The 17,585-nt window shown below is 71.6% G+C and carries 17 protein-coding genes and 1 pseudogene; 14 read left to right on the top strand and 4 right to left on the bottom strand.

The window, feature by feature from the left end; all coding sequences use genetic code 11:
• The 7 genes and pseudogenes from FGF04_RS17065 to FGF04_RS17035 form a co-directional block, all read left to right on the top strand.
• Nucleotides 1-382, top strand: a 382-nt coding sequence (locus FGF04_RS17065) for an MFS transporter (RefSeq protein ID WP_149512319.1), incomplete at its 5' end; no start/stop codon positions are given.
• Nucleotides 333-1,274, top strand: a pseudogene (locus FGF04_RS17060) (acetoin utilization protein AcuC); the annotation flags it as partial. The gene FGF04_RS17065 and the pseudogene FGF04_RS17060, both read left to right, overlap by 50 nt.
• Before the next feature lie 128 nt (nt 1,275-1,402).
• Nucleotides 1,403-2,218 carry a phosphatase gene (locus FGF04_RS17055; RefSeq protein ID WP_149512117.1) on the top strand — a complete coding sequence of 272 codons (816 nt, stop codon included), beginning with the start codon at nt 1,403-1,405 and terminating at the stop codon, nt 2,216-2,218.
• A gap of 129 nt (nt 2,219-2,347) precedes the next feature.
• Nucleotides 2,348-2,557, top strand: a complete 210-nt coding sequence (locus FGF04_RS17050; protein ID WP_093781815.1) for a helix-turn-helix domain-containing protein — start codon at nt 2,348-2,350, stop codon at nt 2,555-2,557.
• A 165-nt stretch (nt 2,558-2,722) separates the two neighbouring features.
• A complete protein-coding gene (locus FGF04_RS17045; RefSeq protein WP_003948845.1) occupies nt 2,723-2,821 on the top strand; it encodes a 30S ribosomal protein bS22 in 99 nt (32 codons plus the stop codon).
• A 340-nt stretch (nt 2,822-3,161) separates the two neighbouring features.
• Nucleotides 3,162-4,223: an NAD-dependent epimerase/dehydratase family protein gene (locus FGF04_RS17040; protein ID WP_149512116.1), complete on the top strand. Its 1,062-nt coding sequence runs from the start codon at nt 3,162-3,164 to the stop codon at nt 4,221-4,223.
• 25 nt (nt 4,224-4,248) lie between these two features.
• Entirely contained in the window at nt 4,249-5,310 is a 1,062-nt protein-coding gene (locus tag FGF04_RS17035; RefSeq protein ID WP_149512115.1) for a lysophospholipid acyltransferase family protein, read from the top strand.
• A gap of 103 nt (nt 5,311-5,413) precedes the next feature.
• Here the strand turns inward: FGF04_RS17035 and FGF04_RS17030 are convergent, their stop codons facing one another.
• From FGF04_RS17030 to FGF04_RS17020, 3 genes are all read right to left on the bottom strand, one after another.
• Nucleotides 5,414-6,643: a DUF5667 domain-containing protein gene (locus FGF04_RS17030; protein ID WP_149512114.1), complete on the bottom strand. Its 1,230-nt coding sequence runs from the start codon at nt 6,641-6,643 to the stop codon at nt 5,414-5,416.
• Between the two features lie 266 nt (nt 6,644-6,909).
• Nucleotides 6,910-7,686 carry an ECF subfamily RNA polymerase sigma factor, BldN family gene (locus FGF04_RS17025; protein ID WP_149512113.1) on the bottom strand — a complete coding sequence of 259 codons (777 nt, stop codon included), beginning with the start codon at nt 7,684-7,686 and terminating at the stop codon, nt 6,910-6,912.
• Nucleotides 7,687-8,033: 347 nt separating this feature from the next.
• Entirely contained in the window at nt 8,034-8,972 is a 939-nt protein-coding gene (locus tag FGF04_RS17020) for an HAD family hydrolase (protein WP_149512112.1), read from the bottom strand.
• 138 nt (nt 8,973-9,110) lie between these two features.
• On the opposite strand from FGF04_RS17020, the gene FGF04_RS17015 reads away from it, so the two are divergent.
• The 6 genes from FGF04_RS17015 to hemB all read left to right on the top strand — a co-directional run bounded on the left by FGF04_RS17015 (nt 9,111) and on the right by hemB (nt 16,230).
• Entirely contained in the window at nt 9,111-9,410 is a 300-nt protein-coding gene (locus FGF04_RS17015) for a glutaredoxin family protein (protein WP_149512111.1), read from the top strand.
• Between the two features lie 322 nt (nt 9,411-9,732).
• On the top strand, nt 9,733-10,503 hold the full coding sequence (locus FGF04_RS17010; RefSeq protein WP_149512110.1) for a redox-sensing transcriptional repressor Rex: 771 nt from the start codon (nt 9,733-9,735) through the stop codon (nt 10,501-10,503).
• A complete protein-coding gene (locus FGF04_RS17005; protein ID WP_149512109.1) occupies nt 10,500-12,374 on the top strand; it encodes a glutamyl-tRNA reductase in 1,875 nt (624 codons plus the stop codon). Before FGF04_RS17010 ends, FGF04_RS17005 begins: the two co-directional genes overlap by 4 nt.
• Complete coding sequence (hemC, locus tag FGF04_RS17000) at nt 12,371-13,330, top strand: hydroxymethylbilane synthase (protein ID WP_149512108.1); 960 nt, start codon at nt 12,371-12,373, stop codon at nt 13,328-13,330. The genes FGF04_RS17005 and hemC overlap by 4 nt, the downstream gene beginning before the upstream one ends.
• On the top strand, nt 13,327-15,015 hold the full coding sequence (locus tag FGF04_RS16995) for a bifunctional uroporphyrinogen-III C-methyltransferase/uroporphyrinogen-III synthase (protein WP_149512107.1): 1,689 nt from the start codon (nt 13,327-13,329) through the stop codon (nt 15,013-15,015). The genes hemC and FGF04_RS16995 overlap by 4 nt, the downstream gene beginning before the upstream one ends.
• A 222-nt stretch (nt 15,016-15,237) precedes the next feature.
• Nucleotides 15,238-16,230: a porphobilinogen synthase gene (gene hemB / locus FGF04_RS16990; RefSeq protein ID WP_149512106.1), complete on the top strand. Its 993-nt coding sequence runs from the start codon at nt 15,238-15,240 to the stop codon at nt 16,228-16,230.
• Nucleotides 16,231-16,245: 15 nt separating this feature from the next.
• On the opposite strand, the gene FGF04_RS16985 is transcribed toward hemB, so the two are convergent.
• A complete protein-coding gene (locus FGF04_RS16985) occupies nt 16,246-16,974 on the bottom strand; it encodes a DUF4232 domain-containing protein (RefSeq protein WP_149512105.1) in 729 nt (242 codons plus the stop codon).
• Between the two features lie 215 nt (nt 16,975-17,189).
• Between FGF04_RS16985 and FGF04_RS16980 the strand changes: the two genes are divergently transcribed.
• A partial coding sequence (locus FGF04_RS16980) for a helix-turn-helix domain-containing protein (RefSeq protein ID WP_408055627.1) occupies nt 17,190-17,585 on the top strand: 396 nt, incomplete at its 3' end.

The raw sequence follows: 17,585 nt of genomic DNA, 5'->3' as shown, positions 1-17,585 counted from the left end.
GGTCGCGGCGGCCGGCTTCCTGGTGGTGGCGGTGGCGCCCGGTGCCTGGGTCGGGATGCTCGGCTTCACCCTCGTGGGGTTCGGGCTGTGCGTGATCGTGCCGCAGACCTTCGCGGCGGCCGGGAGGCTGTTCCCCGGGGCGGCGGACGCGGCCGTCGCCCGGCTGAACATCTTCAACTATGTGGGGTTCCTGGTCGGTTCGCCCCTGGTGGGCGCTCTGGGCGATGCGTGGAGCTATCGGGGGGCGATGCTCGTGCCGATGGCGTTGGTGCTGGTGACACTGTTCTACGCCCGCTCGTTCGAGCCAGGTCCTTCCGGATACGGTGACGGACATGAGCGGCCGCGCACAGCTGATGTGGGACGAGGCAGTAACGGGCTATGACTTCGGGCCGGACCATCCGATGGATCCGGTCCGGCTGGCGCTGACCCGGCGCCTGGTCGACGCCTTCGGGCTCGACCGGGAGGTGGACGTCGTCGCGGCCAAGCCCGCCGGGGACTCCACGCTGCGGCTGGTGCACCGGGAGGACTACGTCGAGGCGGTCAAGGCCGCCTCCGCGGATCCCCGGGCGGCCGACCCGGCGTACGGGCTGGGGACCACGGACGATCCCGCCTTCGCCGGGATGCACGAGGTGTCCGCGCTGATCGCCGGGCAGTCGGTGGGCGCCGCCGAGGCCGTGTGGCGGGGGGAGGCGCTGCACGCGGTGAACTTCGCGGGCGGGCTGCACCACGCGATGCCCGGCGGCGCGTCCGGTTTCTGCATCTACAACGACGCCGCGCTCGCCATCGCCCGGCTCCTGGAACTCGGGGCGGAGCGGGTCGCGTACGTGGACGTGGACGTGCACCACGGGGACGGGGTGCAGGCCGCCTTCTGGGAGGACCCGCGGGTCCTGACGGTGTCGCTGCACGAGCATCCGCGGACCCTCTTCCCGCAGACCGGGTGGCCCGAGGAGACCGGGGCCGCGGGGGCGGAGGGCTCCGCCGTGAACGTGGCGCTGCCGGCCGGGACCGGGGACGCGGGGTGGCTGCGCGCCTTCCACTCCGTGGTGCCCGAGCTGYTCGCCGACTTCCGGCCGCAGGTGCTGGTCACCCAGCACGGGGCCGACACGCACTTCGAGGATCCGCTCGCCCATCTCGCGGTGTCGCTCGACGCGCAGCGGGCCGTGCAGGTCGCCTGCCACGAGCTGGCGCACGCGTACGCGGAGGGGCGGTGGGTGGCGCTCGGCGGGGGCGGTTACGCCGTGGTGGAGGTCGTGCCGCGGTCCTGGACGCATCTCCCCAAACCCCCGTTGCGCAGTTCCCCGCGCCCCTGGAGGGGGCCGCCCCCGTAAGCCCGGTTAGGCCAACCGTGGGGCTCTCGTCCCGTTACGGCGCGGATGCGTCGCGTGTGCGGCAGCATCGTGGCGTGTTGAGTACCGGAGCGTTGCGGGCGCATCTGCTGGCGACCGGGCTGGCCGGGGACGTGGCCACCTCGCGGGAGGCCAGTCTCAGGAGTTACCGGTTGTTCGCGGCCCGCGATCCGCGGGTGACGATCGGGATCGATCCCGAACGGGACTGGAAGCAGTCCGATCTGATCGCCTTGATGGCCGACAAATGTGGGGTATCGGGAGATCCCCGGCACACCACCGGGTCCGATGTGATCGATCCCGATCGCACGCTCGGGGCGCTCGACGCCTTCGCGGGGCGGCTTGCGGAAGCCGCGCGGAACCGTTCGCCGGTGCTGTTCGGCACCGGGCACCCGCACCGGCTGATCGGTTTCTACGCCGCTCTCGCGGACGCCCTGTCGGCGGCCGGATGTACCGTCCTCACCTCCGCGCATGGTCGCCGTGTCGACATAACGACCCGGTTCGGCCTACGCACGTACAACCTTGACTACGTACGGCGAGTCGCGCTGGTACGCGAACCCGGGGCGCGGGGCGCCGTCCGCGGGACCGGCGCGCACACCCACTCCCCCCTCCCGGTTCGGGCCGTCCTGGCGGCCGCGGCGGAGGCCGGCGGGCCGCTTCCGGAACTCGTGGTGGGGGACCACGGATGGGTCTGCGGGGCAGGTCAACTGGGGTTCGAGGCCATCGGTCTGGGTGACACCGACGATCCCGCGCTGTTCGTCGGCGAGGCAGAGGGGCGGGTGTCCGTCGTCGTTCCACTTGATGACGCTGTGCGGTCTGATTACTACCGACCGCTTACTCGCTATGTACTCAATCGAGCGTGTCTGTCACAGTAGGCCGCCGATGGGGGCTCCTCTTCCCCACTCGCATCACCCGCCCCTACTCTGGGGAGTGAGCACGCAACGACGAAGTGTCACCGGAAGGGGAAGCCGGTGACCGTCGAGTGCGGAAGGTTCAGGTGTGTCATGGCTGCTGGCGAGAGGCCTCTGAACGAGGTTCAGTTCCTTACCGTGGCGGAAGTCGCCTCGGTGATGCGAGTGTCGAAGATGACCGTGTACCGCTTGGTGCACAGCGGTCATCTGCCCGCGATCCGGGTCGGGAGGTCCTTCCGCGTCCCGGAGCAAGCGGTTCACGAGTACCTCCGCGAGTCCTACGTGGGGGTGGAGACAGCCTGACGGCGGTCCGGGGGACCCGGGGCCGCGCTCGACGGCGTCCCCGGGATCTCGCCCGGAACCCCTCGATTACAACCTCCGGCGCTCAGGCGGGTAGGCTGGCCCCTCATAAGTCGTGTGGGCCCATGCAGCCCAGCAACGAGTAAAGAGAAGTGAGCGAGGGTAGTCGTGGGCTCTGTTATCAAGAAGCGGCGTAAGCGGATGGCCAAGAAGAAGCACCGCAAGCTGCTCAAGCGCACGCGCGTTCAGCGTCGCAACAAGAAGTAGTCGCGACCTGCGGCGCCCGCCCACCACGCGCAAGCGGGGCGTGGGCGGCGCCGCGACAGTGCGCTCTGTGGCCCCCCACCGATCCGGTGGGGGGCCACAGTCGTGTGCGGCCGCCGCCCCCGGTCCGTGCAATCCGTGCGGTCCGGCGAACGCCGTGCGGGGGCCCGGGCATACGTTCCGTACGGCGAATGGCTTGGTCTGTTCGGACGTTCCGGGGCGCCGTCACTTCATGCTTCAGGCGGTCATCACAGCGCAACACCGACCCGCTAACGTGACCGTCACGGGGAACACGGCAGAGTACGGGCAGGTGTCGTCGACGGCTGGAAGAAAGGCGCTGATCTTGGGGAAGGTCGTGCTCGTGACCGGAGTGGCCCGTCACCTGGGGGGCCGGTTCGTACGACGGATACTGCGTGACCCCGAAGTGGACCGGGTGGTCGCCGTGGACGCGGTCGCGCCCGAGCACCACCTGGGCGGCGCGGAGTTCGTACGGGCCGACATACGGCAGCCCACCATCGCCAGGCTGCTCGCCGAGCACTCCGTGGACACCGTCGTGCACATGGACGTGACGGGGACCCCGCTGGGCAGCGGCAGCCGGACGTCGGTCAAGGAGACCAACGTCATCGGCACCATGCAGCTGCTCGGTGCCTGCCAGAAGTCGCCGACCGTCAAGCGGCTGGTCGTGAAGTCCAGCACCAACGTCTACGGGTCGGCGCCCCGCGACCCGGCGGTCTTCACCGAGACCACCCCGCCCAAGTCGCTGCCCAGCGGCGGCTTCGCGAAGGACACGGTCGAGGTCGAGGGGTACGTGCGCGGCTTCGCGCGGCGCAGGCCCGACGTCGCCGTGTGCGTGCTGCGGTTCGCCAACATCCTCGGCCCGGGCGCGGACACCCCGCTCGCCGCGTACTTCTCGCTGCCCGTGCTGCCGACCGTCCTCGGCTACGACCCGCGGCTGCAGTTCGTGCACGAGGACGACGTGATCGACGTCCTGCGGATCGCCTCGCACGAGCCGGAGCGGGGCACGCTCAACAGCGGTACGTTCAACATCGCCGGCGACGGCGTCCTGCTGCTGTCTCAGTGCGCGCGCAGGCTGGGCCGGCCCACGGTCCCGCTGCTGATGCCGACGATCACCTGGGTGGGCTCGGCGCTGCGCACGGTGGGCATGACGGACTTCTCGCCCGAGCAGCTGAGGCTGCTCACCCACGGCCGGGTCGTGGCGACGAACCAGATGCGCGAGACGCTCGGATACCGGCCGAAATTCTCGACGGCGGAGGCGTTCGCGGACTTCGCCCGCAGCCGGGGCCCGGGGCTGCTGCCCCCCGAGGCCCTCGCGGGGGCCGTCGACCGGATCGCCGCACTGCCCGCTCTGGGCGGTGGCCACCCCCCGACGCAGAGCGCCGACTGAGCGCCAACCGAGGAGCGCACCAACGATGGCGGACGCCAAGGTCATTCCGTTCGACGACGACCGGTCCCGCGGGAGCGCCGCACAGCGGCCGCCGCGGCGCCGGAGCGCGGGGAGCAGGCGCAAGGGCGAGCCGGCGGCGGTCCGGGAGGTCCAGCCCCTGCCCGCACGAACGATTCAGCAGGATGATGTTCCTGTGACGCGTGAGGAACCGGCGGCGGACTCCGACGCCGTGGAGAAGCCGCGGGACGACGGCTGGGAGCGGCGTCTCGCGGGCGGTCTGTCGTTCCTGCGGCGGCGCCTGACGGGCGACTACGAGGTCGACGACTTCGGCTACGACCAGGAGCTCACCGAGCAGGTCCTGATGTCGCTGGTGCGGCCCCTCTACGAGAAGTACTTCCGCGTGGAGGTCAAGGGCGTCGAGAACATCCCGGCGGAGGGCGGGGCGCTGATCGTCGCCAACCACTCGGGGACGCTGCCGCTGGACGGCCTGATGATGCAGGTCGCGGTCCACGACAACCACCCCGCGAACCGGCATCTGCGGCTGCTCGCGGCCGACCTGGTCTTCATGCTGCCCGTGGTCAACGAGCTGGCCCGCAAGGCCGGGCACACCCTCGCGTGCGCGGAGGACGCCGAACGCCTGCTGCAGCGCGGCGAGCTGGTCGGGGTGATGCCGGAGGGCTTCAAGGGCATCGGCAAGCCGTTCGGCGAGCGCTACAAGCTGCAGCGCTTCGGGCGCGGCGGGTTCGTGTCGACGGCGCTGCGCCAGGGCACCCCGATCATCCCGTGCTCGATCGTGGGCGCGGAGGAGATCTACCCGATGATCGGCAACGCGAAGACCCTCGCGCGGCTGCTCGGGTTCCCGTACTTCCCGATCACGCCGACCTTCCCGTGGCTGGGCCCGCTGGGCGCGGTCCCGCTGCCGACGAAGTGGACGATCCAGTTCGGTGAGCCGATCCCCACGGACGGCTATCCGCCGGAGGCGGCCGAGGACCCGATGCTCATGTTCAACCTGACGGACCAGGTCAGGGAACAGATCCAGCACACCCTCTACAAGCTCCTGGTGCAGCGCCGCTCGGTGTTCTTCTGACGGACACGGCGGGGACGGGGACGGGCACGGCCGGCCCGGACATGGTCATGGGGGAGGGGAACACGCGGTGCGCGTGTTCCCCTCCCCCACGACGGCGTACCGCCTAGTCCGCGTCCTCGCTGTCGATGCCCAGGCCGGGCAGCAGGCCCGGGAGCAGGGGCGGCAGCGTGACGTCCGGCTCGGGGGACGGGGTGTCCTTGCCCGACGGGGAGACGCTGGTGTCGTCCTTCGGCGGGTCGAGGAGGCCGCCGGTGTTGCCGCCGAGCAGGCCGTCGTCCTCGGTCCTGGACGTGGACGGCCTGGGCTTGCCGCTGCCGGTCCCGGGACGGTCGGACGAGTCGCCGTCGGTCGCGCTGGGCGGGGCCGGGCGGTCCGAGCGGGAGGAGCCGGGGGAGTCGGAACTCGCGCCGCGGTGCCGGCCGGTGCCCTCGGGGACGGGCGGCTCCGGGAGCAGCGCGCGCAGCGGGCCGACCTCTTCGTCTATGGCGTCGAAGACCGAGCTGACCTGGCGGCTGACGTCGCCGAGCTGGACGGGCAGCCGGTCGCGCAGGGCGCCCCAGGCGTCGCGGTGCGACTGCGAGAAGGCGGAGAGCGCCTGGATGGGGCCCAGCGAGTCCGGGTCCCGCTCGTAGGCCTCGTGCAGCAGGCGGTGGCCCTCGGAGGCGTCGTGCTGCATACCGGACAGCGCGCGCCGGATCTCGCCCAGGGACTCGTGGTCCAGGGGGCCCGAGCGGCCGCGCTCCATCAGGCGGCGCGCCTCGCTCAGCCGGGTGGAGGCCTGGTCGAGGTAGAGCGAACCCCGGTCGCTGTCGCCGGCGGCCATGCCCAGCCTGAGGTCCTCCATGCCCCGCTTGAGCCCGTAGAGCGAGTCGCCGGGCAGGGCGTCGGAGCTGGCTGCGGCGACTCCGCCGAAGGCTCCGGCGGCCACGCCCACGGTGAGCCCGCCCGCGGCGAGCCCCTTCGACAGCCGGGAACGGGGCCGCAGTTTCCCCAGCCCGGTCGCCCTGTGCGCGCCCCGGCCCCGGTGGGACCGCTGCTCGGGCACCGCAGGGCCCGTCGCCTCGCCCGCGGCCGTGCCCTCCATGAGCATGGCCTCCATCGCGGCCACCAGCTGGGCCCGCTGGACGACCTTGACCTCGGGGTCCATCTGGGGTTTGGGCAACTCGCCGAGGCCGGTCGCCAGGGACAGCATCCGGCTCTGCTCGGACGGGTCCGCGACGGCCGGAGCGGGACCTTCGGTCTGCTCCTCGGCCGCCGTGTCCCTGTCGGAGCGCTCCTCCAGGGCCTGGGCGAAGGCGTTCGTCCGCCGGTGCGCCGATACGTTCGCGATCACTGGCGGCACCTCCTCTCGTCATGACGGTCGGCTCCCCAGGGGGTCCTGGGGGTCGCGGTCTCCGACCACGAGCACTCGATCGAGTGATCGAAGACGGTCAGGGTACGACCACAGGGAGCCTGTATCCCGCACAACGAGCGGCTCGGCACTTGGGTTACGGACGACGGATGATCGGACCGTGAAGTCAACAGACTTTCACGGACGGTGAGTTGGGCGTCGCTGAGCGTACGGGTGGGTGTGGGGTCGCTCCGGCGGGCGTACGGGTCTCAGCGGGCGTCTTCCGGGAGCAGCCGCGCCAGGGTGCGCACCGCCCGGTACTGGAGGGTCTTGATCGCGCCCTCGTTCTTGCCCATGACGCGGGCGGTCTCGGCGACCGAGAGGCCCTGGAGGAACCGCAGGGTCACGCATTCCTGCTGCTGGGGGTTGAGACGGCGCACCGCGTCCAGCAGTGCCGCGTTCGAGAGGGACTCCAGGACGGAGTCCTCGGGGGAGCGCTCGACCTCGTTGGCGTCGAGCATCTCGCCGGTGGTCACCTCCAGCCGGAAGCGGCTGGACTTGAAGTGGTCCGCGACGAGGTTGCGGGCGATGGTCACCAGCCAGGCGCCGAAGTCACGGCCCTGCCAGGTGAACGTCCCGATGCGGCGCAGCGCCCGCAGGAACGTCTCGCTCGTGAGGTCTTCCGCGGTCGCCTTCCCGCCGACGCGGTAGTAGATGTAGCGGTACACGGTGTCGCTGTACTGGTCGTAGAGCCGGCCGAAGGCCTCGGCCTCACCGGCCTGTGCGCGCTCCACGAGATCCATCATCCGGGCGCTGTCGCTGTCTGCGGCCGGACGGCGTGCGGGGGTGGCTGGCGCGCTCGAACGTCCTCGTCTGCCGACCGCCGCGCTGTTCTCGGCCAGTGCGTAGCACGGGCCGACGGGCGTGGCGGAGACAGCGAGGGCGGGGACGGCGTACGCGGTGGGGACGAAGCCGCGCAAGCGGTCGAGGACCGTTGCGCGCAGCGTAGCCAGGCCCGAGGCGTCAACCCCGACGTGTGGGTACACGGGACTCCCAGAGGCAGAGCTTCCATCACGTGCAGTACCGGACCGTTCACCCTTCGTAGCGAAAGGTGGGGTCCGTCATGCGTCTGAGGAGAATAACGCTTCGTACAGGCAGTGCTACACCCAGTTGCTCAAATCATCGATTACGTCGCTTCTGTAACCGAATGGCGCCTGATCAAGTGCCGAGTTCTGACCGTTTGTTGATCGAAATGGCTCGTGTTCCGGCTGGGTCCGGGGCGTGTTGTGGCCGGGTCCCGTCAATGGCACGACTGTGCCCGGAAAGGCGCGGAACCGGACGGGCGCCTGTGGCGTCAGTGGCGCCGGCTGTGGGGACGTCAGCGGTGGTGGCGTCAGCGACGGCGGCGGTGCAGGGCGATGGCGGCGGCGGTGCCGCCGGCGACCGCGCCGACCCCGGCCGCGGCGGGGATGCCGACCTTCGCGGCCTTGCGTCCCGTGCGGTAGTCGCGCAGCCGCCATTCGAGGCTGCGGGCGTGCTTGCGGAGCTTGGTGTCCGGGTTGATCGCGTAGGGGTGCCCGACCAGCGACAGCATCGGGATGTCGTTGTGCGAATCGCTGTACGCGGCGCAGCGGTCGAGGTCCAGGCCCTCCGCCGCGGCCAGGGCGCGGACCGCCTCGGCCTTCGCCGGGCCGTGCAGGGGTTCGCCGACGAGTTTGCCGGTGTACACGCCGTCCACCGACTCCGCGACCGTGCCGAGCGCGCCGGTCAGGCCGAGGCGGCGGGCGATCACCGTGGCGATCTCCACCGGGGCGGCCGTGACGAGCCACACCTTCTGGCCCGCGTCCAGGTGCGCCTGGGCGAGCGCGCGGGTGCCGGGCCAGATGCGCTCGGCCATGTACTCGTCGTAGATCTCCTCGCCGATCGACATCAGCTCGGCGACGCGGTGGCCCTTGACGATGGACAGCGCGGAGTCGCGCGCGTCCTGCATGTGCTCGGGGTCCTCGATGCCGGCCAGCCGGAACCAGGCCTGCTGCCAGGCGAACCGGTACAGGTCGCGGGACTCGAAGAACTTGCGCTTGTAGAGGCCGCGGCCGAAGTGGAAGATCGCGGCGCCCTGCATGACCGTGTTGTCCAGGTCGAAGAACGCGGCGGCCTGGTCGTCGCCGTACACCGGGAACTCCGGTTCGGCGGCTCCGGGCGTGCCGTCGTGTGCGAGCTCTTCCAGCACCTGGGAGGTCTTGCGCGCTGCCTCAGCCGAGGCCTCGCCTGCCAGCACGCTGCGTGCGGTCGCGGAGCGCCTGCGGGGGGTGAGCCATCCGAGAGCGGCCATGGCGTGAGCATAGCCAGTTTGTTCGGTGGGGCTGGAGTCGGGAGGTTTGGATGCGGTGAACTCTCCGCGGCGGTGCCGTTAAAGAGCCCGTCCCCGGGAGGCCGCGCGGTTCCCGCGCTCCTGGCGGGAGGCGGGAGAATGGCTCGTATGAGTTCTGTATTTCGGCGTTCGGGGCGGCGGGGGGAGAAGAAAGTGGCTCGGGAGAGGTTGGTCACGCTCATCGGGAAACCCGACTGCCATCTGTGCGAGGACGCGCAGGTCGTCGTCGAGAAGGTCTGCGGTGATCTCGGTGTCGCCTGGGAGAAGAAGGACATCACCCAGGACGCCGAACTGCACCGGGAGTACTGGGAGCAGATCCCCGTGGTGCTCGTGGACGGGGCGCAGCACACCTTCTGGCGGGTGGACGAGGCACGGCTGCGGCGGGCGCTCACGTCGTAGGGGCGCCGCAGGAGTAATAGATCTGTGGCCTGACGGAGCAGTCCGCGCCGTCCGGAAAGTCACTTAGGATCGAGGGCGATTCGGACTCGGGGGCGGGGATCGTAGAGGAGAGTGTGCGGTTTTGCCCCCAACAACGGAGGAGCGACGGTGCGTGAGCGCTGGTTCCGCACGGGTGCGCCAGGGGCGCGTGACCCCGGTCACGTTGCCCGGACAAATCGGACACCATCTTTGTGCACGCGTTCACAAAGGCATAGCCTGCAGTGGACGGGGCGGTCCAGGGACGAGTGACCGCCTGCAGCCCCGCGCTACCCGCAGGAGCACCGTGGCAACTGGCCGAACTCACCGAACGGCGACCCGCAGCCGAGGGATTCCCGAGGCCACCGTCGCCAGGCTTCCGCTGTACCTCCGAGCCCTCACCGCTCTGTCGGAGCGCTCGGTACCCACGGTCTCCTCCGAGGAACTCGCGGCCGCCGCGGGGGTCAACTCCGCCAAGCTGCGCAAGGACTTCTCCTACCTCGGCTCCTACGGGACGCGCGGCGTCGGCTACGACGTCGAGTACCTCGTCTACCAGATCTCCCGCGAGCTGGGCCTGACCCAGGACTGGCCCGTGGTCATCGTCGGTATAGGAAACCTCGGCGCGGCCCTCGCCAACTACGGCGGGTTCGCCTCGCGCGGGKTCCGGGTCGCGGCGCTGATCGACGCCGATCCCGCGATGGCCGGGAAGCCCGTCGCCGGGATCCCCGTGCAGCACACCGACGAGCTGGAAAAGATCATCGACGACAACGGCGTGTCGATCGGTGTCATCGCCACCCCCGCCGGCGCCGCCCAGCAGGTCTGCGAGCGGCTCGTCGCCGCCGGCGTGACCTCCATCCTGAACTTCGCGCCGACCGTGCTGTCCGTGCCGGACGGCGTCGACGTGCGCAAGGTCGACCTCTCCATCGAGCTGCAGATCCTCGCCTTCCACGAGCAGCGCAAGGCCGGCGAGGAGGCCGAGGCGCAGGCCGGCGCCGTACTCGACGCCGAAGCCGCCGCGGCGGCCGACGAGGCCGGCAAAGGACCCGACGGGGACGTCCCCGCCGTGATGCCGGCATGAGTCTCCTCGTCGTCGGGCTGAGCCACCGCAGCGCCCCGGTCAGCGTCCTGGAACGCGCCGCCCTGTCCGCGGACGCCCAGGCCGAGCTGGTCCAGGACACGGTCGCCGCCGAACCCGCCTCCGAGGCCGCCGTCCTCGCCACCTGCAACCGGATCGAGCTCTACGCCGACGTGGACAAGTTCCACGCGGGCGTCGCCGAGCTCTCCACGCTGCTCGCGCGGCACAGCGGGGTCGCCCTGGAGGAGCTCACTCCGCACCTGTACGTGCACTACGAGGACCGGGCCGTCCACCACCTCTTCTCGGTGGCCTGCGGACTGGACTCGATGGTGGTCGGCGAGGGCCAGGTCCTCGCCCAGATCAAGGGCGCCCTGGCCGCCGCGCAGGAGCTGCACACCGCCGGACGGCTGCTGAACGACCTGTTCCAGCAGGCGCTGCGGGTCGGCAAGCGCGCCCACACCGAGACCGGCATCGACCGGGCCGGGCAGTCCCTGGTGACCTTCGGCCTGGAGCAGTTCGCCGAGGGCCGGACGGTCGACGCCTGGGCCCGGGACAAGCGCGTCCTCGTGATCGGCGCCGGCTCCATGTCGTCGCTGGCCGCCGCCACGCTCGCGCGTGCGGGCGTGGCCGAGGTCGTCGTCGCCAACCGCACCTTCGACCGGGCCGAACGGCTCGTCACGCTGCTCACGGACCAGTACGGACGGCGCTCCCCCGAGCAGGACGGCACCGCGGTGGCGTCCCGTGCGGTGCCGATCGACGCGGTCGCGGACGAGCTGACACGTGCCGACGTCGTCGTGTCCTGCACCGGCGCCACGGGTCTCGTCCTCACCGCCGAGGTCGTCGCGACGGCGATGGAGGGCCGTACGGCCCGGCCGTCCGTCATAGGKGACACGGCTCCCCGTGCGACGGACGCCGGCCCGGCCCGTACGGCCGCCCCCGCCGCACCGGCGGAACTGCCGCCCACCAGCGTCGGCACCGAGGACAACTGCCCCCTCGACCTCTCCGCCGTGCAGGGCACCGCCGGCTTCTCCGTGCTGGGCGAGGCCGCCGTGGCGGGCCTGGCCGCGGCCGAGCTGGAACAGCACGCCGCCTGGGTCGACAAGGGCGCCGCGGCCGCGGGCCCGGCCACCGGCTCCGACGAGCAGGCGTCCGACCCGGCCGCCGAGGACGCGGCCATCACCGCCCTCGCCGCCGCCGCGGCCACCCTCGGCCGGGTGCCCGAGCGGCGCCGGCCCGAGCCCGTCGCCGAGGTGCCCCGGCCCGCGCCCGTCCTGTCGCTGCTCGACCTCGCCATGCCCCGTGACGTCGACGCGGCCGTGCACCGGCTGCCCGGGGTGCGGCTGGTGGACATCGAGTCGCTCGCCGAGGCGTCCGCGGACGCGCCCATGGCCGCCGACGTCGACCAGGTCAAGCGCATCGTCTCCGACGAGGTCGCCGCGTTCGGCGCCGCCCAGCGGGCCGCTCACATCACTCCGACCGTCGTGGCGCTGCGCACGATGGCCGCCGACGTCGTCGCGGGCGAGATCGCCCGGCTCGACGGACGGCTGCCCGGCCTGGACGACAAGCAGCGCAGCGAGATCACCCAGACCGTGCGACGCGTCGTGGACAAGCTGCTCCACGCGCCGACCGTACGGGTCAAGCAGCTGGCCGCCGAGCCCGGCGGTGCCGGGTACGCGGACGCGCTGCGGACCCTGTTCGACCTGGACCAGGAGACGGTCGCGGCCGTCTCCCGGGCCGACGACCGCGCCGCCGACGGCGGTCGCACCGACAGCGGTCGCGCCGACAGCGGTCGTACCGGCAACGGCCGCGTCGCCGCCGGCACGACCTTCGACAGCAACAACTTCGAGAGCGCCGAGAACCGAGGGCGAGCATGACTGAGCAGGCACTGAGGCTCGGGACCAGGCGGAGCAAGCTCGCCATGGCCCAGTCCGGGCAGGTGGCGGACGCCGTGAGCCAGGTGACCGGACGGCCCGTCGAGCTCGTGGAGATCACGACGTACGGGGACACCTCCCGCGAGCACCTCGCCCAGATCGGCGGGACGGGCGTCTTCGTGACCGCCCTGCGGGAAGCGCTGCTGCGCGGGGAGGTCGACTTCGCCGTGCACTCGCTCAAGGACCTGCCCACCGGGCAGCCCGACGAGCTGGCGCTGGCCGCCGTGCCCGTCCGCGAGGACGCGCGCGACGTGCTGGTCGCGCGGGACGGCCTGACCTTCGCCGAGCTGCCGGACGGCGCGCGGATCGGCACCGGCTCGCCGCGCCGCATGGCCCAGCTGAACGCGTACGCCCGCGATCACGGGCTGACCATCGAGACCGTTCCGATCCGCGGGAACATCGACACCCGGATCGGGTTCGTCAGCAGCGGCGAGCTGGACGGCGTCGTGCTGGCCGCCGCCGGACTGAGCCGCGTCGGACGGACCGGTGAGGTGACCGACTTCCTGCCGGTCGACACAGTTCTGCCCGCCCCCGGCCAGGGGGCACTCGCGATCGAGTGTGCCGCGGACAACGCGGACCTCGTCGCCGCGCTCGCCGAGCTCGACGACCCGTTCACCCGGGTCGCCGTGACCGCCGAGCGGTCCCTGCTCGCCGCCCTGGAAGCCGGCTGCAGCGCCCCCGTGGGCGCCTTCGCCGACTTGCTGGCCGACGGGCAGACTGTCAAGGAAATGCGCCTGCGCGGCGTCGTCGGCACGACCGACGGCTCGACGCTGGTGCAGTTGTCCACCACCGGTCCCGTGCCCGAGACACATGACCAAGCAATGGCGCTCGGCCGTGAACTCGCTGCCGAGATGCTTGCCAAGGGCGCGGCCGGTCTGATGGGGGAGCGAGTACATTGAGCCCCACCACCCTTCCCGTCGGCCTCGAACACGGGCACGTCACCTTCCTCGGTGCCGGACCCGGTGATCCCGGACTGCTGACCCTGCGCGCCGTGGAGGCGCTGGGCAACGCGGATGTCCTGGTCGCCGAACCCGAAGTGCTCGACGTCGTCCGCACGCACGCCAGACGAAACGTCGCCGTGCTCGACACCGGTACGGGCCCGAGCCCGGACACGCCTCAACTGAAGGTGGTCGACAGCACGTCGACCGCCCCTGGCGTCCCCGCGTCGAAGGACGCGGCCAATATTGTCATGGAGGCCGCACGGGGCGGCAGGCGGGTCGTCCGTGCGGTCTCGGGGGACCCCGGGCTCGACGCGTACGCCGCCGGCGAGATGCTCGCCTGCGCCGCCGCGGGGGTGCCCTTCGAGGTCGTCCCCGGTGTCGCCGCCGCCGTCGGCGTGCCCGCCTACGCGGGGGTGCCGCTGCGGGACGCCGAGGGCGCGGACGTGCGGTTCGTCGACGCCCGTACGGCGTCCCCGCGCTGCTGGGCCGAGGTCGGCGTGTCCGACGGGACGGTGGTCGTCTCCACGACCCTCGACTCCGTGGGGGCGGCCGCGGGCGAGCTCGTCGCCGCCGGGCGCAAGCCCGACACCCCGATGACCGTCACGGTCGCCGGTACGACGACGCGCCAGCGGACCTGGTGCGCGACGCTCGGCACCATCGCGCAGACGCTGAAGCAGGCCAAGGTGCTGCCCTCGCCCGAGGGCGGCAGGCCGGTGATAGCCGTGGTCGGTGAGCGTTCCTCCGCCGCGCAGCGCGAGCAGCTCTCGTGGTTCGAGTCCAAGCCGCTGTTCGGCTGGAAGGTGCTCGTGCCGCGTACGAAGGAGCAGGCGGCGTCGCTCTCCGACCAGCTGCGGTCGTACGGGGCCGTGCCGCACGAGGTGCCGACGATCGCTGTCGAGCCGCCGCGCACGCCCCAGCAGATGGAGCGGGCGGTCAAGGGGCTCGTCACCGGGCGGTACGAGTGGATCGCCTTCACCTCGGTGAACGCCGTCAAGGCCGTGCGGGAGAAGTTCGAGGAGTACGGGCTCGACGCGCGGGCCTTCGCCGGGATCAAGGTCGCCGCGGTGGGGGAGCAGACCGCCAAGGCACTGGTCGCCTTCGGGGTCAAGCCGGACCTGGTGCCGAGCGGGGAGCAGTCCGCCGCGGGGCTGCTGGAGGACTGGCCGCCCTACGACCCGGTCTTCGATCCGATCGACCGGGTGTTCCTGCCGCGTGCCGACATCGCCACGGAGACGCTTGTGGCCGGGTTGATCGAGCTGGGCTGGGAGGTCGACGACGTCACGGCCTACCGGACCGTGCGGGCCTCGCCGCCGCCGGCCGATACCCGTGAGGCGATCAAGGGCGGCGGGTTCGACGCCGTGCTGTTCACGTCGTCGAGCACCGTGCGGAACCTGGTGGGTATCGCCGGGAAGCCGCACAACGTGACCGTCATCGCGTGTATCGGGCCCGCTACGGCTAAGACCGCCGAGGAGCACGGGCTGCGGGTCGACGTGATGTCGCCCGAGCCGTCCGTGCACCGGCTGGCCGAGGCGCTGGCGGAGTTCGGGCTGCGGCGGCGGGCCTCCGCGGTCGAGGCGGGGGATCCTGTCACCCGGCCGAGCGAGCGGCGGCCCGGGTCCCGGCGTAGGCGTACCACCACGTAGTCGGCAGGCGCGGTACGGCGTTGTGGGTCGGGGCCGTGCCGGTACGTCGAGTCCGTCGCCCTCCGGGTGTCCTGCCCCAAGGAGGATCGGTCCTGCTTTTTTGCAGGAGCCCTAAGCGACGGACTGCGACGTACCGGCACGGCCCGCTCCCGTTCGCGGGCCGGGTGCCGCTCCGACTGTGCGTCGGTAAAGGTGCTGCTGGAGCGGGCGTAGCGTGGACGTATGACGAGCTACGGATCCTTCCCTGGTACGCGGCCTCGGCGGTTGCGGGGCAGTTCTGTGATGCGGCGGATGGTCGCCGAGACCCGGCTGCACCCCGCCGACTTCATCCTTCCCGCCTTTGTGCGGGAAGGCGTGAGCGAGCCTGTGCCGATCGCGGCCATGCCGGGGGTCGTGCAGCACACCCGGGAGACCCTGAAGAAGGCCGCCGCCGAGGCCGTGGCCGCCGGGATCTCCGGGATCATGCTCTTCGGAGTGCCCGAGGAGTCGAAGAAGGACGCGGTCGGGACCGCCGGTACCGATCCCGACGGGATTCTGCAGGTCGCCCTGCGGGACGTGCGCAGTGAGGTCGGGGACGAGCTGCTCGTCATGTCCGACCTGTGTCTCGACGAGACCACCGATCACGGGCACTGCGGTGTGCTGGACGGGGAGGGTCGTGTCGACAACGACGCCACTCTGGAGCGGTACGCCGAGATGGCTCAGGTGCAGGCCGACGCCGGGGCCCATGTGGTGGCGCCCAGCGGGATGATGGACGGCCAGATCGGTGTCGTCCGCGACGCCCTGGACCAGATCGGGCGCGAGGACGTGGCGATCCTCGCCTACGCCGTCAAGTACTCCTCCGCCTTCTACGGCCCCTTCCGGGAGGCCGTCGGGTCGTCGCTGAAGGGCGACCGGAAGACCTACCAGCAGGACCCCGCGAACGCGCGCGAGTCGCTGCGGGAGCTGGCGCTCGACCTGGAGGAGGGCGCCGACATGGTCATGGTGAAGCCGGCCGGGCCCTACCTCGACATCCTGGCGCGCGTCGCGGACGCCGTGGACCTGCCCGTCGCCGCCTACCAGATCTCCGGGGAGTACTCGATGATCGAGGCCGCCGCGGAGAAGGGCTGGATCGACCGCGACCGGGCGATCCTGGAGACGTTGACGGGCATCAAGCGGGCGGGCGCGCGCAACATCCTGACGTACTGGGCCACGGAGGTCGCGCAGAAGCTGCGCTGAGCGCACCCGAGGGCTTCACCAGGCGAGGGCGTCCGCCATCGAGAACTGCCAGTACGTGACCTTGAGCGAGTCGTCGACGTACACGCCCTTCTCGGGGAGGGAGAGCGTGGCGGACTTCTGCGACTTCGTGTCCAGGTAGACCGTCAGCGTCTTCGCCGTGTAGCCGTTGGAGCCGCTGCCGTCCGCCGCCGACAGCAGCACGCCCGCGTAGCCGGACTCGCCCGGCGCGAGGGTGACCACCGCCTGCGGCTTGGACTCCTCGAAGACCGGCGGCACCGACTGGGCCTCGCCGAGGCGGACGGCCGGGTAGTCGACCAGGTCGCAGTTCTTCGAACCGGTGTTGGTGACGGTGAGGAGGAGGTGGTTGAGGGGGCGGTTGACCACGGTGGCCGTCGTGCGGATGTCGGTGCAGGGGGTGAGGCGGGCGGACGAGTCCTCGGTGGACGGCTTCCCGGCGGACGAGTTCCCTCCGGATGCCTTCCCCGCCGGCGACTTCGCCGCGGGCGCCTTCCCCGTCGCGCCGGAGGCGTTCCCGTCGTTCGTGGTGCTCTCCTCGTTCTTCGACGACGCCGCGTCCGCTTGGCCCTTGCCGGTGGAGGAGGACGAGGACGAGGAGCCGGACGACGCGCCCTCGTCGCGGACGCCTTCGGAGCTGTTGCACGCCGTCAGGGACAGCGCGGCGACGGTGAGTGCGGCGGCGGCGAGCAGACGGGTGCGGGCGGCGCGGGTGGTGCGTGCGGACATGAGTGGTCCCCCTGGTGCGGTACGGGTGGTGGCACGGACCGCTCGACCGGGTGCCGGGAGCGGCGTGCTTGGATGGCCCAAGCTTGTGCGGCGGTCCGTCCCGGCCGCCACACCGGCCGGGATCTTCGGGACGCTGGAATGCTTGTAATGGGCCTGACCTGGGGAAACGACCTGCCCCTGGAATGCGGGTCCGGGACGCCGACGAGGGAGAAACGGTGGCGGGGGACGAGTTCACGGACCTGTTGCGGCAGCTGAAGGAGCGGTCCGGGCTCAGTTACGGGGTCCTCGCGAAGCGGCTCCACACGAGCGCGTCGACGCTGCACCGGTACGTCAACGGGGACGCCGTCCCGGCGGACTACGCGCCTGTGGAGCGGTTCGCCCGGGTGTGCAGGGCTACGCCCGAGGAACTGGTCGAGCTGCACCGGCGGTGGGTCCTCGCGGACGCGCTGCGGGGGCAGAAGCCCGTCGCGCCCGAGGCGTTGGAAGCACCGGAGGCGCCGGAGGTACCAGGGACGTCGACCGGCTCCGGGGTGCCGGCTACTTCGGTCGTTCCTGAGACCGCGGACAAGACCGAGGAAGCGGGGCCGGGGGTTCCGACCGCCGCTTCGGGT

The organism is Streptomyces apricus, from assembly GCF_008369065.1.
In the GTDB taxonomy this organism is placed as follows: domain Bacteria; phylum Actinomycetota; class Actinomycetes; order Streptomycetales; family Streptomycetaceae; genus Streptomyces; species Streptomyces apricus.
This window is presented reverse-complemented; position numbering and strand designations above follow the sequence as displayed.

What these genes read in the sequence shown, in the direction of transcription:
- FGF04_RS17050 (WP_093781815.1), top strand. Translation starts at nt 2,348, where the DNA reads ATGGCTGCTGGCGAGAGGCCTCTGAACGAGGTTCAGTTCCTTACCGTG.
- FGF04_RS17035 (WP_149512115.1), top strand. Translation starts at nt 4,249, where the DNA reads ATGGCGGACGCCAAGGTCATTCCGTTCGACGACGACCGGTCCCGCGGG.
- FGF04_RS17020 (WP_149512112.1), bottom strand. Translation starts at nt 8,972, where the DNA reads ATGGCCGCTCTCGGATGGCTCACCCCCCGCAGGCGCTCCGCGACCGCA.
- FGF04_RS17015 (WP_149512111.1), top strand. Translation starts at nt 9,111, where the DNA reads ATGGCTCGTATGAGTTCTGTATTTCGGCGTTCGGGGCGGCGGGGGGAG.
- hemC (WP_149512108.1), top strand. Translation starts at nt 12,371, where the DNA reads ATGACTGAGCAGGCACTGAGGCTCGGGACCAGGCGGAGCAAGCTCGCC.
- hemB (WP_149512106.1), top strand. Translation starts at nt 15,238, where the DNA reads ATGACGAGCTACGGATCCTTCCCTGGTACGCGGCCTCGGCGGTTGCGG.
- FGF04_RS16985 (WP_149512105.1), bottom strand. Translation starts at nt 16,974, where the DNA reads ATGTCCGCACGCACCACCCGCGCCGCCCGCACCCGTCTGCTCGCCGCC.